The organism is Rhodococcus jostii NBRC 16295 (assembly GCF_001894825.1).
In the GTDB taxonomy this organism is placed as follows: Bacteria; Actinomycetota; Actinomycetes; order Mycobacteriales; family Mycobacteriaceae; genus Rhodococcus_F; species Rhodococcus_F jostii.
In genome coordinates, this window is record NZ_BCWY01000153.1 from 1 (window position 1) to 13,666 (window position 13,666).

At 68.9% G+C, this 13,666-nt stretch carries 14 protein-coding genes and 1 pseudogene; 9 read left to right on the top strand and 6 right to left on the bottom strand.

From position 1 onward, the window contains the following. Window positions 1-26: 26 nt before the first annotated feature. Window positions 27-938 (top strand): annotated as a pseudogene (locus tag RJ1_RS43020) (MinD/ParA family ATP-binding protein); the annotation flags it as partial. 47 nt (window positions 939-985) lie between these two features. On the opposite strand, the gene RJ1_RS43025 reads toward RJ1_RS43020, so the two are convergent. Together RJ1_RS43025 and RJ1_RS43030 are read right to left on the bottom strand one after the other, a co-directional pair. After that, window positions 986-1,189 (bottom strand): hypothetical protein, encoded by a 204-nt coding sequence (locus RJ1_RS43025; protein ID WP_073370443.1) that lies wholly within the window; start codon window positions 1,187-1,189, stop codon window positions 986-988. 115 nt (window positions 1,190-1,304) lie between these two features. Beyond that, a complete protein-coding gene (locus tag RJ1_RS43030) occupies window positions 1,305-1,532 on the bottom strand; it encodes a BldC family transcriptional regulator (RefSeq protein ID WP_005252019.1) in 228 nt (75 codons plus the stop codon). Between the two features lie 187 nt (window positions 1,533-1,719). On the opposite strand from RJ1_RS43030, the gene RJ1_RS43035 reads away from it, so the two are divergent. After that, complete coding sequence (locus RJ1_RS43035; RefSeq protein WP_073370446.1) at window positions 1,720-2,097, top strand: DUF4229 domain-containing protein; 378 nt, start codon at window positions 1,720-1,722, stop codon at window positions 2,095-2,097. After that, on the top strand, window positions 2,094-3,203 hold the full coding sequence (gene cds1, locus RJ1_RS43040) for an L-cysteine desulfhydrase Cds1 (protein WP_073370448.1): 1,110 nt from the start codon (window positions 2,094-2,096) through the stop codon (window positions 3,201-3,203). The genes RJ1_RS43035 and cds1 overlap by 4 nt, the downstream gene beginning before the upstream one ends. Here the strand turns inward: cds1 and RJ1_RS43045 are convergent. Then, window positions 3,191-3,736 (bottom strand): GNAT family N-acetyltransferase, encoded by a 546-nt coding sequence (locus RJ1_RS43045; RefSeq protein ID WP_073370449.1) that lies wholly within the window; start codon window positions 3,734-3,736, stop codon window positions 3,191-3,193. The two genes, cds1 and RJ1_RS43045, sit on opposite strands and share 13 nt — an antisense overlap. Before the next feature lie 127 nt (window positions 3,737-3,863). On the opposite strand from RJ1_RS43045, the gene RJ1_RS43050 reads away from it, so the two are divergent. The 4 genes from RJ1_RS43050 to RJ1_RS43065 all read left to right on the top strand — a co-directional run bounded on the left by RJ1_RS43050 (window position 3,864) and on the right by RJ1_RS43065 (window position 5,911). After that, window positions 3,864-4,616, top strand: a complete 753-nt coding sequence (locus tag RJ1_RS43050; protein WP_073370451.1) for a lysophospholipid acyltransferase family protein — start codon at window positions 3,864-3,866, stop codon at window positions 4,614-4,616. Window positions 4,617-4,681: 65 nt separating this feature from the next. Beyond that, a complete protein-coding gene (locus RJ1_RS43055) occupies window positions 4,682-4,897 on the top strand; it encodes a hypothetical protein (protein WP_005258323.1) in 216 nt (71 codons plus the stop codon). A gap of 6 nt (window positions 4,898-4,903) precedes the next feature. Further along, a complete protein-coding gene (locus tag RJ1_RS43060; RefSeq protein ID WP_073370452.1) occupies window positions 4,904-5,470 on the top strand; it encodes a Clp protease N-terminal domain-containing protein in 567 nt (188 codons plus the stop codon). A gap of 60 nt (window positions 5,471-5,530) precedes the next feature. Continuing rightward, window positions 5,531-5,911 carry a phage holin family protein gene (locus tag RJ1_RS43065; protein ID WP_073370453.1) on the top strand — a complete coding sequence of 127 codons (381 nt, stop codon included), beginning with the start codon at window positions 5,531-5,533 and terminating at the stop codon, window positions 5,909-5,911. A 13-nt stretch (window positions 5,912-5,924) separates the two neighbouring features. Here the strand turns inward: RJ1_RS43065 and RJ1_RS43070 are convergent, their stop codons facing one another. Further along, complete coding sequence (locus RJ1_RS43070) at window positions 5,925-6,794, bottom strand: 1,4-dihydroxy-2-naphthoate polyprenyltransferase (protein WP_073370454.1); 870 nt, start codon at window positions 6,792-6,794, stop codon at window positions 5,925-5,927. 76 nt (window positions 6,795-6,870) lie between these two features. Between RJ1_RS43070 and RJ1_RS43075 the strand changes: the two genes are divergently transcribed. Next, window positions 6,871-10,119: an AfsR/SARP family transcriptional regulator gene (locus tag RJ1_RS43075; protein ID WP_073370462.1), complete on the top strand. Its 3,249-nt coding sequence runs from the start codon at window positions 6,871-6,873 to the stop codon at window positions 10,117-10,119. A 9-nt stretch (window positions 10,120-10,128) separates the two neighbouring features. Here the strand turns inward: RJ1_RS43075 and RJ1_RS43080 are convergent, their stop codons facing one another. Both RJ1_RS43080 and RJ1_RS43085 read right to left on the bottom strand, forming a co-directional pair. Beyond that, window positions 10,129-10,872, bottom strand: a complete 744-nt coding sequence (locus RJ1_RS43080; protein WP_073370455.1) for an IclR family transcriptional regulator — start codon at window positions 10,870-10,872, stop codon at window positions 10,129-10,131. Next, a complete protein-coding gene (locus RJ1_RS43085; protein WP_073370458.1) occupies window positions 10,872-12,386 on the bottom strand; it encodes an APC family permease in 1,515 nt (504 codons plus the stop codon). The genes RJ1_RS43080 and RJ1_RS43085 overlap by 1 nt, the downstream gene beginning before the upstream one ends. Before the next feature lie 226 nt (window positions 12,387-12,612). Here RJ1_RS43085 and RJ1_RS43090 point away from each other — a divergent pair. Then, window positions 12,613-13,666, top strand: a 1,054-nt coding sequence (locus RJ1_RS43090; protein ID WP_073370460.1) for a flavin monoamine oxidase family protein, incomplete at its 3' end; no start/stop codon positions are given.

The following is a 13,666-nucleotide window of genomic DNA, read 5'->3' on the forward strand; positions in this document are numbered from 1 at the left end:
CCTGGGGAATTACATGACCGCTGACACTCAAGCAGGTCAAACCCGCCCCCACCACCGGGTGGCGCAAGGCCCTGTACCAGCTGTCCGGCCGCTACATCAACGTCGGCAACAGCAAGAAGGAACAGCGCCGCATCGAACTGACCAAGCAGGTCAACCAGCCACTGCAGGGGTGCTACAAGATCGCGCTGCTGAGCCTCAAGGGCGGAGTGGGCAAGACCACCACCACCGCGACCCTCGGGTCCACGTTCGCGTCGCTGCGCGGCGACCGCGTCATCGCCGTCGACGCCAACCCCGACCGCGGCACGCTGAGCCAGAAGATTCCCCTCGAGACCCCTGCCACCGTGCGCAACCTGCTGCGCGACGAGCAGAGCATCGAAAAGTACAGCGACGTCCGCAGTTACACGTCGCAGAGCCGGCACCGCCTCGAGGTGCTCGCCTCCGACAGCGACCCGGCGGTGTCCGAGGCGTTCAGCGCCGACGACTACGCGCGGACCGTCACCATGCTCGAGAAGTTCTACAGCATCGTCCTCACCGACTGCGGCACCGGACTGATGCATTCCGCCATGCAGACCATCCTCGAAGAGGCCGACGCGCTCGTCGTGGTCAGTTCGGGCTCCGTCGACGGCGCCCGCAGCGCCTCCGCCACACTCGACTGGCTCGACGCCCACGGATACCGCGAACTCGTCTCCAGGTCGGTGGCCGTCGTCAACGCGGTGCGCCCGCGGTCCGGCAAGGTGGACCTGCCGAAGGTCGTCGAGCATTTCGAGCAGCGGTGCCGCCTGGTCCGGTTGATTCCGTTCGACCCGCACCTCGAAGAGGGCGCCGAGATCGAACTCGAGCGGCTGCGTCCGAAGACGCGCAACGCTCTTCTGGAACTGGCCGCCGCGGTGGCGTCGGACTTTCCGGCGTCCAGTTTCGCGCTACAGGACCGTCGCTGACGCGGTGACGCCGGTGGTGCCGGGCCGACCGGCACCACGGCTTCGCGTCACCCGGCGGGGTCGGCCGGGCCGGTATCGGGTTCGTCGGACTTCTTCCGACGAGTCTCCCGGTCCACCTTCCACAGGAAATCCGGATCGTCGTCGGGTCCCAGCACCCGCTTGCTGAGTACTGGCTTCGTGTTCGGGCCGAACGCTTTCCAGAGCAGGACCGCCACTGTAACGAGCCCGATGAGTGCCAACAGATAGATCACCGCGCACCTCCTTACACCGCTCGAGGGTAGCCGGTATCCCTGAGCGTAGCCGCGTCGGCGGCAGACGGCACCTACCCGGTCGCAGGGCGTCCGGGTAGCGCGGTCGCGGTCAGCCTCAGGGTCGCCCGGCCTCCGTGGTGAGGGAGCGGAGCAACTGCATGACCTCGGCCTCACGGAAGCGGCGGTGCCCACCCGGTGTGCGCAGCGATCCGAGCCTGCCCGCGTGCGCCCATCGCGTCACGGTCTTCGGGTCGACATGGAACAGGGCAGCCACCTGGCCCGGGGTCATGAGGGCTTCGTTGGATCCGCTGAATCCGGGTCCGTTGTAGGTGGGTGCGCTCATCGACGATCCTCCACTGCTTTCGACTGGTCTGTGCTGAAGCCGGCCGCTGTTGCGACTGATCTCGGTCATCGTGACATCCGAGGCCCCGGGTACTCGAACGATCTAATGTTGGTAAAGGGGAGGTAATAGACAAATCGGATAAGTCGGACGTGTGAGGAGCGGCCCGGGCGATGGGTAACCTGGGAGCGTGAGTGAGCCATCCGAGAAGCCAGAAGACCAGGTCGAGCGCCCCGCTGCAGCCGATTCGAGCGCACCGGCGAAGCCGGACGGGCGGGTGACCAAGGGGCAGCTGGCGCGCGACGTCGCCATCTATTCGTTCGCCCGGCTGCTGCTGGTCGTCGTGATCGGCGCCATCATCCTCGGGGTGGCCGCACTCGTCGGTGTCGCCGTGCCGCTGCTCGTCGCGGCGATCTTCGCGGTCCTGATCGCGCTCCCGCTGTCGCTGCTGCTGTTCGCGAAACTCCGCCGGCGGGTCAACGAGGGCATCGCCGCCTTCGACGCGCAGCGTCGCGCCGATCAGGCCGACCTGCGCGCCCGGCTCCGCGGTGAGGGCACGTCCCGGTGACGGACGGCGACTGCGTCGTCATCGACCGGAGCTTTCCGCGTGACTGGGTGGACAATGCCGTCCGACTCATCGACGCCGACGCGCAGCGCAGCGCCGACACACACCTGCTGCGCTACCCGCTGCCCGTCGAGTGGGGTGTGCAGCTGTACCTGAAGGACGAGTCGACCCACATCACCGGCAGTCTCAAGCACCGCCTGGCCCGCTCGCTGTTCCTGTACGCGATCTGCAACGGGTGGATCACCGAGGGGACCACGGTCATCGAGGCGTCCTCGGGGTCCACGGCGGTCAGCGAGGCGTACTTCGCGAAGATGCTCGGACTCGAATTCGTCGCCGTCATGCCGCGCAGCACCAGCGGCGCGAAGATCGCCCTCATCGAGGCCCAGGGCGGTCGCTGCCACTTCATCGACCGGCCGCCGGAGATCTACAGCGAGGCCCGCCGCCTCGCAGCGGAAACGAACGGTCATTTCATGGACCAGTTCACGCACGCCGAGCGGGCCACCGACTGGCGGGGCAACAACAACATCGCCGAGTCGATCTACCACCAGATGACGCGTGAGGAGCACCCGGTGCCGGAGTGGCTCGTCATGAGCGCCGGGACCGGCGGCACCAGTGCGACCCTGGGCCGGTACATCCGCTATCGCAGGCACGCGACGCGTCTGCTCGTCGTCGACCCCGAGAACTCGGCGTTCTTCGGCGGCTACGACACCAACTCGTGCGAGTACGCGACGGGGATGCCGTCGCGTATCGAGGGTATCGGCAGGCCGCGGGTGGAGCCGTCGTTCGTCGGGCAGGTCATCGACCGGATGATGCGGGTGCCGGACGCCGCGTCCATCGCCACGGCGCGGCACGCCAGCGCGGTGCTGGGGCGCCGCGTCGGCGGTTCCACGGGAACGAACCTCTGGGGGGCGTTCACCGTCGTCGCGGAGATGCTCGCGGCCGGACGGTCCGGCAGTGTGGTCACGATTCTCTGCGACGGCGGCGAACGCTACGCCGACACCTATTTCGACGACGGCTGGGTGGCCGGCGAGGGCATCGACCTCACCGGTCCGACCGCGGTGCTCGACAGCTTCGCGGCAACCGGGCACTGGCCCGGTCAGCCCGCCTGAGGCGCGGTCACGACGGTGCCCACCGGTGCGGTGACCGGGCGCGACATCGTGACCCGCGGCCACGCGGCCAGACCGTGCCGGGCCTCGTCGGCGCGGATGCGCGACAGGCCCGGGGTCAGGTCGCCCTCCGGCAGCGGGCGGAACCCCAGCTGCTCGTAATAGGGGGCGTTCCAGGGGACGTCGACGAACGTCGTGAGGGTGAGGGCAGGCAGTCCGCGCTCGGCCGCCCACGACGAGATCTCCTCGATGAGCTGTGCGCCGAGGCGTTGACGGGCGTGGCTGGGATGAACCGACACCTGCTCGATGTGCGCGCCCCCGTCGACCACGGCGACGAGCGCGTATGCGACCGGCGCGTCGTCGGTGTCGACCGCGACCCACACACATTCCGACCGGAGGTAGTCGGTCAGCTCGTCGAGGGTGAACGGGGGATCGTCGGCGACGGCGTCCATTCCGATGTCACGGAACGGCGCACCCGCCGCGATTTCGATGTCTTGCAGAACGGGCAGGTCGGTGGAAACGGCCGGGCGGATCACAGGTCTTTTGTACCCGAAATCGCGTAGTTCGCACAGTTTCCCTGCCCTTTCCCAAAACTTACTCCACCGTAGGCTACGCAACCGTAGGTTGGTAGCCTGACGGTAGGACGACGGAGTGGGGACGCGCATGGACAAGCCTGAGGTAACTCTCGAGAACTACGAAGTGGTGTACGCGTACTACCGCGAGCATCAGCAGAATCGGGTGCTCGCCAAGCTGGCCTACGCCTCGCTGTATGCGAAGTACCGGCCGCGGGTCACGTATGCGGACGATGCCGAGGCGCAGCTGGCCCGGCTGGTGAAGTCCGGCAGGGTGATGATCGTCGCCGCCAATCACGTGACCCACAGCGATCAGTACACGCTTGCGGCCACGGCCTGGAAGACGCCGCTGCGCCGCGCGATCGGACGCACCCGGGTGCTCGCGAAGGACGAATTGTTCGTCGACCCCGACCTGCACAAGAAGGTCGACATGATGGGCGGAATTCCGGTGTTCCGCAGCAAGAACTACGGTCTCCGGGCGGTCGCGGACGCCGGCCGGCTCATGATGGACGTCTCCGCCGAACGACTGTGCCGCGGTGACAACCTGGCGATCTTTCCCGAGGGCACGTGCAACGAGGAGGACCCGACCCGCCTGCAGCACATCAACAGCGGCATCGGTCACATCGCGAAACGTGCGGCGGATCGCGGTGTCTCACCCGTGCTGCTGTCCATCGGCCTCAGTTACGGGCCGGACGCCCACGGGCCCGATCCCGAGAACGTGAAGTCCGCCAGCGTCTTCGTCGGGGAGCCGCTGTTCGACCTCCCGGCGAAGCCGATGGACATCGCCCACGTCGTGCAGAAGGAACTGCAACTCGCCGTCGACGGGGCGGTCGCGGCGTACTGACGGTTTCCCCCGGATTCTGTCAAGAAGGGTTGACGCCCGCGTGGTGTCAACTTAAATTGACATGCATGACCGAAGCAACCACGCTCGCCGCAGCGGCGGGCAGCCCCGACCCCGCCGAGGGGTTGCGGGCCGTGCGTGCGCTGCGGCGTCTCCTCGAACGGCTCGAGGCCATCCAGGTGGCCAACGCCCGTGCCCAGGGCTGGTCCTGGCAGGCGATTGCCGACTCCCTCGAGGTGAGCAGGCAGGCCGTCCATCAGAAGCACAATCGGAGAGGGAGGTAACGGCGCATGTTCGAACGATTCTCGACGGACGCCCGGGCCGTGGTGATCGGCGCGCAACAGGAAGCGCGCGAACTGAAGTCACCGCAGATCGGGCCCGAACACCTCGTACTCGCCCTGCTGTCCGTGAAAACCGAACCCGTCCACGGCATCCTCGCCGACGCCGGCATCGAGGAGGAGAAGTCGCGAGCAACCGTCGCGACGCACGGCACGGCCCTGAGCGACGCCGACGCGGAAGCGCTCGAATCGATCGGGATCGACCTCGACGCTGTGCGCCAGAGCCTCGAACAGAACTTCGGCAAGGGCGTGCTCGACCCCGAGGAGCCGTCCGAGAAGCGCGGATGGTTCGGCCGGAAGTCGGGGCACATCGGGTTCACCCGCGACGCCAAGAAGGCGATCGAACTGTCGCTGCGGGAGGCGCTGGCGCGCAAGGACGATCACATCGGCGCCGAGCACGTGCTCCTCGGAGTGTTGCGGGTGGCCGACGGCACGACGAGGCAGATCCTCGAGGTCCGGGTCGGGGTGGACGAACTCCGGCGTCGCGTGCACGCCGCACTCGACGACCGCGCGGCCTGACCGTCCGGCTCCCTGACCGTCCAGTTCCCGTATGTCCGATCGGTGTGCCAGCATGCACGCATGACCTTCTTGGTACGCCTTGTCATCAACGCGTTCGCGATCTGGCTTGCGGCAGCCTGGGTGTCGGGCATCGACATCTCCAGCTCGGGCAACGGAACCGGGTGGGACATCGTGGTGCTGCTCGGTATCGCGCTCGTGTTCACCGTCGTCAACATCTTCGTCAAACCGCTGGTGAAGTTGCTGTCGCTGCCGTTGCTGATCCTGACGCTGGGGCTGTTCACCCTGGTGATCAACGCCCTGATGCTGATGCTCACCGCCTGGCTGAGCTCGTTGACCGACTACGGCCTCACCGTCGACGGCTTCTGGACCGCCCTGTGGGGTGGCCTGATCATCTCGATCGTCAACTTCCTGCTCAGCATCGTCGTCCCTGACGGCGACTGAACCGCCGAGCCGCTCAGGCGGCAGACAGGGCCACGGCGGTGGCGGCGCCCCAGATCAGCATCGCCAGCCCCGAATCCCGAAGCGCGGGAATCAGTGCGAGGCCCAGGCCACCCGAGCGGACCGGGGCGTTCGCCCGGACCGCGAGGGGCAGCGCGAGCAGTCCGACCAGCGCCCAGGGGGTGCGCAGCACCAGGACGAGAGTCACGACGAACGGCACCGTCAGCGTGACCAGATGAAGGATCCGGGTGCGGGAGTCGCCGAGTCGGACGGCGAGCGTGCGCTTGCCGGACTCGGTGTCGGTGGGGATGTCGCGCAGATTGTTGGCGACGAGAACCGCGCTCGAGAAGGAACCGACGGCGATCGCGGACACGAGTCCAGCCCAGTCGACGGTCTCGGCCTGCACGTACTGGGTGCCGAGCACGGCGACGAGCCCGAAGAACACGAAGACGGCGACTTCACCGAAGCCGCTGTAGCCGTACGGCTTCTTGCCGCCGGTGTAGAACCACGCGCCCACGATGCAGAGGGCGCCGATCAGCACGAGCCACCAGGCGGTGGTGACGGCGAGTGCCAGGCCGGCCACCGCGGCGACTGCGAAGCAGGCGATGGCCGCGGCCTTCACCGCCGACGGCTTCACGAGCTTGGACCCGACGAGCCGCAGCGGTCCGACCCGCTCGTCGTCGGTGCCGCGAATCCCGTCCGAGTAGTCGTTGGCGAAATTGACTCCGACGATCAACGCGAGAGAGACCACCAGTGCCAGTAGCGCCTTCCACCACACCGCTCCGCCGAGTGACGCCGCGGCGCCGGTGCCCACGAGCACCGGGGCGATCGCGTTCGGGAGGGTGCGCGGTCGAGCGCCTTCGATCCATTGAGCAGCCGTTGCCATGTCTCGATCTTTGCACCGAGCGAGAAGACGCCTGCACCCACGCCGTGCAATACCATCGAACGCGGTGGACCAGCACATGAGCGTCGACGAGAGGGTGGCACCGGCAAGCACACCGATTCAGGTCGCCTTGTTGGGTGAGGTATCGACGTGCCGATCGGGTGTGCTCGCACCGTTGCCCGGCACCCGCGCGCGCAGCCTTCTGGTGGCTCTGGCCCGCGATCCCGGCCGCAGCCGGTCGGCGCAGGCCCTCATCGACGAGGTGTGGGGCGACGACCCGCCCCGGTCTCCGATGAACGCCCTGCACACGCAGGTTTCCCGGCTACGCGCGGCGTTGCCGGACGGGGCGCTGGAGATCGGCCCGGCCGGATACCGGCTGAGGGTGCCGCGCGACGCCGTCGATCTGACCCGGGCAGAGGACGTGGCACGCCGGTTGCGGGGCCGCGATCACGGTCGCAGTGTCGGACCGGACGAGATCCGCGCCGCGCTCGCGTTGTGGCGGGGTGAGCCGGGCGCCGACCTTCCCGACGGCGCCGCCGCAACGGAACTCGCCACCGACGCCGCGGTGATCCGGGGTCGACTCGAGGCCGCGGAGCTCGCAGCACTGATGGACACGGGAGACTGGGAGGCCGCCCTCCCGAGGGCACGGTTCCAGGTGGCTGCGGAACCTCTGGGCGAGAGGGCGCACGCCGACCTCATGCGGGCGCTCGCCGGGCTCGGGCGCGACAACGAGGCGTTGGACGTGTTCGCGACCTTCCGCAAGCGGCTGGTGGATCGGCTGGGAGCGGACCCGTCGCCGGCGCTCGTCGCCCTGCACACCGAGATCCTGCGCGGCGGCAGCTCACGCGAGTCGGCCGCCGCGCGCCCCGCGGCGCCGGACCGGACGGCGATCGGGCTCCGCGCGGCTCCCAACGCGCTGCTGGGACGCGACACCGACATCGTGGAGATCGAGGGACTGCTCACGTCCTCGCGCGTCGTGACGATTCTCGGACCCGGCGGTGCGGGAAAGACGCGACTCGCGAACGAGTTGGGTGTGCGTGCCGCCGCGGGGACGTCCGTGGCGCTGGTGGAACTCGCGTCGCTCCGCAGCAGCGAGGACGTCGTCGCGGCGATCAGCAGCACCCTCGGTCTCAGCGAGGTCGACATCGCGCCGGGACGGCTCATCGTGAGCCGCGTGCACTCCGCGCGGGAACGGCTCCGGGAAGCGTTGTCGGCCGGACCGATGCTTCTCGTCCTCGACAACTGTGAGCACGTGATCGGCGCCTGCTCCGAGATCGTCGCCGACCTGGTGGCGGCCGGTGACCAGCTGACCGTCCTCGCGACCAGCCGATCGCCCCTGATGCTGGCGTCCGAGGTCGTGTACCCGCTGCCGCCGTTGTCGAGCGAGGACGAGGACGCACCCGCCGTGCAACTCTTCACCGCCAGGGCCCGCGCGGTGCGACCCACCGCACGCCTGGATCCGGAGACGGTCCGCGGCGTCTGCCGCACACTCGACGGTCTCCCTCTCGCTATCGAACTGGCCGCTGCGCGGGTGCGCAGCATGAGCGTCGAGGACATCGGCCGTCGCCTCGAGGACCGCTTCGCGCTGCTGCGGTCCCACGACCCGACGTCGCCCGAACGTCATCGCACCCTGCACGCCGTCATCGACTGGAGCTGGCAGCTCCTGGGCGAGCAGCAGCAGGTCGCGCTGCGCAGACTCTGCCGGTTCCCGGCGGGGTTCACCCTCGACGCCGCCCGGACGATCGCGGAGTGGGACGGCGTCGACGACGTCGTTGACGCCGTCGAGGGCCTCGTCAACCAATCGCTCCTGTCGGTGTCCGAGACGACGGACTCGCTGCGCTACTACATGCTCGAGACGGTGCGCGAATACGGTGAGGAGCAACTCGCTGCGGCCGCCGAGGAGTCGGAAGTGTTTGCCCGCCAAGGAGTGTGGGTGCGCCGGTTCGCGTCCGAGGCGCTCGGGCGGTGCCGCGCCGACCAGATCGCGCTCGCGGACGACATCGACGCCGACCACGACAACCTCCTGGCAGTGCTGCGGTGGGCGCTGGACCGCGCCGACGCCGAGACGGTCGCGACCGTGTTCCCACTGCTGGGCGGACTGTGGGCGATTCGGGGCGCGCACTCGGAAGTGATGAACTGGACGCCGCGGGTCCTCGACGCGACCGCCGATTCGGATCTGAAAGACGTGGATTCGGAATTGGTGGCGTACACGTTCCTGCTCGCGGCGATGCATCTGGTGTTCGGCGGTCAGGCCCGCACCCTCGCCCGCACCCGGACCCGACTGCGGCACGTCGTCCGCGGGCGCGCCGATCTGCCGCCGGTCTCCGCGTTCGCGGTGAAAGTCATCCTGTGCCTGGGTTCGGGACGGCGACTCGCCAGGGCAGTCGCGGAAGGGGTGCGCTCGCACGATCGGGAAACCCGTGCGGCGGCGCTGTCGGTGCGCGCCGGCATGCGGGAGAACCTCGGCGACTTCCGCGGCGCCCTGCGCGACGCCCGGGCCGTCTCCGAGTTGTGCGTGGGGATCGGTGACGTGTGGGGTACGGCGATGGCGGCGCAGTTCCTCGGTTCGCTGCACAGCCAGTCCGGGGAGTACCAGGCCGCGGTGGGGCATTATCAGGTCGCGGTCGAGGGGTTGCGGAAGCTGGGTGCGCAGGAGGAGGCCGATCAGCTGTGGGGTTTCCAAGCGTCGGCGCTGATCGCGGACGGTGACGTGGAGGCGGGCCGGAAAGTGCTGGCCGAGACGGTACTCGAGCATCGCGGTGCTGTCGCGTCGGCAGGCGGAGAGCAGGACGAATGGCGGGTGGCCGCCATCAGCAGTCTCGCGGAGGCCGACCTGGCGGACGGCGACATCGAGCGGGGGCTCGCCCGGTACCGGGAGGCCCTGGACATGATGTATCCGCGGATCATGTCCGAGCCCTACGCCGATCCGTTCGGCCTCATGCTGGCCGCCTCGGTGGTGTGCGCCCACGTGCTGCACGGCCGGTCCGAGATGATGGTGGAGCTCGTTCCGCAGCTTGCGGAGTGGGCGTCGGCCCGGCTGGGTGTGGGCGCGTATCCGGATCTGCCGGTCACCGGGGCCGTCGCGGCCGGCATCGGATGCTTCGAGATCGCGCGCGGTGATTCCGAACGCGGTCTCGCGCTGCTGGCGCTCTCCGTCCCGGCCCGCGCCCGGCAGGACAGCGCCTCGCTGCAACACCACCGGCACGTTGCGTACGCACTCGAACGAGTCGATGCGGACCGCTGGGAATCGGCGCAGGCGAGGGTCGACACCTGGTCGCGTCGCGCGGTGCGCGCCGAGATTCTCGACGTACTCGTCGACCTGCGCTGAGTCGAGGATTCAGGCGGGCACCCGGCCGCCGACCCGGGCCGCGCACGAGCGCAGCAGGTCGGTGAGCTCGGGATCGTCGACGGCCAGCCGTCCCGTCTTGCCGATCGCGGCGAGGCAACCGACCACCGCGTTCTGCGCGTCGTGCACCGGAACCGCGACGGCGCTGCGCCCGACCCGCACCTCGTCGACCTCCCGGGCCGAACCGGTGCGCCGGACGGCGTCGAGTTCGCCCTGCAGGGCGCCGAATTCGGTGACGGTGTGCGCCGTGACCCGCCGCAGGTTCTGCGGTACCAGTTCCGGCCGGGAGGCGAGGAGGATCTTGCCGATCGCGGACGCGTGCAGGTGCGCGGTGATCGCGGTCTCGCCGCTGAGTTCGTGATCGGGGTCCCGGTCGACGAGCCGGACCCGCCCACCGGCGTACGACGCCAGATGGATCCCGAAACGGACCTGCTCCCGCAGTTCGTCGAGCACGGCGCGGTAGTCGACCGGGTCGGGCGCCGGGTCCGCCCCCGCCAGCTGCCGGGTTCTCCGGCCCAGCGCGAACCCGGACAGGTCGGCGATCCGCACCAGATAGCCGTCCGCGGTCAGGAGATTGAGCAGCCGGTACGCCGTGGCCTGGGGGATCCCCGCGTGCGCGGCGATATCCCTCGCGGTGGCCCCGGACCCCAGCTGCGCGACCGCCTCGAGCAGCGCGAGAGCCTTCTGCACGGCGCGTGGTTCGTGGCCCGCGATCTCCCCGGCTCGGGCGCCCATCACTGGGGCCCGGCAGTACGTCCAGCCGCCGTCAATGCGAGGTTTCCGGCGGCGTCCGTGGCGAACACCCCGGCTCCCGGCAGGACGTCGTCGGTCTCCGCGCTGTCGAACACGCCCATCGACCGCAGGCTCGCCGGACGCCGCCACTGCAGGTACAGCTGCCACGCCGAACCCGACAGCAACAGGGTGAGCACCACCGCGGGGACCATCGTGAAGCCGTGGGCCACGTTCACGAACAGCATGTAGGCCAGCACGATTCCGCCGGCGGCGCTGCCCGCGACTCCCGCTGCCAGGACGAGGGGGGTGTGTTCGCCGATCCGGCTGAGGAACCGCACCGACGCCACAGCCACCAGCACGTACGCCGCGACCACCGCCGTCCTGGCGATCAGCTGCACGTGACCGAACGCGGCCGACTTGCCGACGATGCCGAACGTCGCGGCACCGAGGCACACAGCGCACACGATGACGGTGAGCGCCGCGAACGGGGTGCGGTAGCTGCGGTGCACCCGCGCGAACAGCCGGGGGACGACTGTTTCGATCCCCATCGAATACAGCAGGCGCGACGCGGCATTCGACGACGCCATCGCCGACGCCAGCCACGACGTGCCCAACCCGAGGTTCAGGGCGATCACCACCGCCGGTCCGACGCCGGTTCCGGTGCCGTGCAGGTAGGCGTTGACCAGGGTGTCCGTGCGACCGGACCAGGCGGCCCATGCCGAGAAGATGAACAGGCCGCCGCAGATCATCGGCGTGAGGATCACGGTGCGGGTGACGGTCGCGAGGGGACGCTTGGCCTCGGGGCCGAAGAACGTGGCGCTCTCGAAACCGGCCAGGGCGAACACCGCGGCCAACGTCATCAGCAGCGCCCCGTACGCCGAATCGGACGGCGGCACCGCCGCGTGCTGTCCACCCGCGCCCGTCACGATCATCAGACCCACGATGAACAGCAACGAGCACGATTCGACGGCGAGGATGGCGAGGGCCGCGAACCGCACCCCGCGGACGAGGCAGCCGAGGATCACGATCGCGATCCCGGCGTAGACCAGGAGGCGTTCGGCGGGGCTGCGTAACTCGACCCCGAGGAAGCCGAGCGTCGCGATCACGGCCTGGCCCCCGTGGTAGAGCGTCATCACCGCGCTGCCCACGTATTTGGTGAGCATGGCGACGCCGGCCGTCAGCGCGGCCCGGGTGCCGAGGCCCTGGAACACGAAACTGTAGAGACCGCCCGCGGCCGCCATGCGTCGCGTGAACTGCGAGACGCAGATTGCGATCAGGGAGACCACCACGGTCGCGGCGACGATCGTGATCAGACCGCTCAGCAGCATCTGGTGGGTGAACATGGTGACGGGCAGAACCACCATCGACACCGCCGGTGCCGTCGTGGCCACCGACTGGGCGAGGACCTCGACGCCCGACAACTGCCTCCGGCCGAGCGCCCGCAACGGCGACAGTGCCTGACGTTCGGGCTCGCCGGTGGCGAACGAACGCGCGATGGCGTCGGAAAGGGCTGACATGCGCGTGAAACTAATCGGGCAGTGTTGCGGAGACGTTTCGGTTTCGCGTCGAACTCCGACTTCGGAGTGAGAACGACGCGCGCCGGTTCTCACTCGGTTGCCTCACATTGTTTCGCCGCCGACAACTCCCCGACTCGCATCCCTCTCAGGATGAATCCGGACAACTTACCCGGGTCGCCGGGCGCAAGAATGGGAGCGCGAATTGGCATTCACACGTAGATCTTTCATGAAGGGCCTCGGGGCCACCGGGGGCGCAGGCCTCGCATACGGCGCGATGTCGACGCTCGGGCTCGCCCCGGCGACCGCCGCGCCCGCCCGCACCTTCCAGCCGCTCGCGGCAGGCGACCTCATCGGCAAGGTGAAGGGCAGCCACTCCGTGGTCGTCCTCGGCGGCGGCCCCGCCGGACTCTGCTCCGCCTTCGAACTGCAGAAGGCCGGATACACGGTGACCGTCCTCGAGGCCCGCACCCGGCCCGGCGGCCGCGTCTGGACCGCGCGCGCCGGAACGGAGGAGACCGACCTGAACGGTGAGACGCAGAAATGCACGTTCTCGGACGGCCACTTCTACAACGTCGGCGCCACCCGCATCCCGCAGAGCCACATCACGCTCGACTACTGCCGCGAACTCGGCGTCGAGATCCAGGGCTTCGGGAACCAGAACGCGAACACGTTCGTGAACTATACGAGCGACACGTCGCTGTCGAACCAGTCCGTCACCTACCGCGCGGCGAAGGCCGACACGTTCGGTTACATGTCGGAGCTACTGAAGAAGGCCACCGATCAGGGCGCCCTCGACCAGGTGCTGACCCGGGAGGACAAGGACGCGCTGTCGGAGTTCCTCAGCGACTTCGGTGACCTCTCCGACGACGGCCGCTACCTCGGATCCTCCCGTCGCGGTTACGATTCCGAGCCCGGTGCCGGCCTGAACTTCGGCACCGAGAAGAAGCCGTTCGCGATGCAGGAAGTGATCCGCAGCGGTATCGGGCGCAACTTCAGCTTCGACTTCGGGTACGACCAGGCGATGATGATGTTCTCTCCGGTCGGCGGCATGGACCGGATCTACTACGCGTTCCAAAACAGGATCGGCACCGACAACATCGTCTTCGGCGCCGAGGTGACGTCGATGAAGAACGTGTCCGAGGGCGTCACCGTCGAGTACACCGCGGGCGGGTCGAGGAAGTCGATCACCGCCGACTACGCGATCTGCACGATCCCGCCGCACCTCGTCGGGCGGCTGCAGAACAATCTGCCCGCCGACGTGCTCACCGCGCTGAAGGCTG

What these genes read in the sequence shown, in the direction of transcription:
- RJ1_RS43085 (WP_073370458.1), bottom strand. Translation starts at nt 12,386, where the DNA reads ATGTCAGCCCTTTCCGACGCCATCGCGCGTTCGTTCGCCACCGGCGAG.
- RJ1_RS43050 (WP_073370451.1), top strand. Translation starts at nt 3,864, where the DNA reads ATGGACAAGCCTGAGGTAACTCTCGAGAACTACGAAGTGGTGTACGCG.
- RJ1_RS43075 (WP_073370462.1), top strand. Translation starts at nt 6,871, where the DNA reads ATGAGCGTCGACGAGAGGGTGGCACCGGCAAGCACACCGATTCAGGTC.
- RJ1_RS43055 (WP_005258323.1), top strand. Translation starts at nt 4,682, where the DNA reads ATGACCGAAGCAACCACGCTCGCCGCAGCGGCGGGCAGCCCCGACCCC.
- RJ1_RS43030 (WP_005252019.1), bottom strand. Translation starts at nt 1,532, where the DNA reads ATGAGCGCACCCACCTACAACGGACCCGGATTCAGCGGATCCAACGAA.
- RJ1_RS43060 (WP_073370452.1), top strand. Translation starts at nt 4,904, where the DNA reads ATGTTCGAACGATTCTCGACGGACGCCCGGGCCGTGGTGATCGGCGCG.
- RJ1_RS43065 (WP_073370453.1), top strand. Translation starts at nt 5,531, where the DNA reads ATGACCTTCTTGGTACGCCTTGTCATCAACGCGTTCGCGATCTGGCTT.
- RJ1_RS43080 (WP_073370455.1), bottom strand. Translation starts at nt 10,872, where the DNA reads ATGGGCGCCCGAGCCGGGGAGATCGCGGGCCACGAACCACGCGCCGTG.
- RJ1_RS43070 (WP_073370454.1), bottom strand. Translation starts at nt 6,794, where the DNA reads ATGGCAACGGCTGCTCAATGGATCGAAGGCGCTCGACCGCGCACCCTC.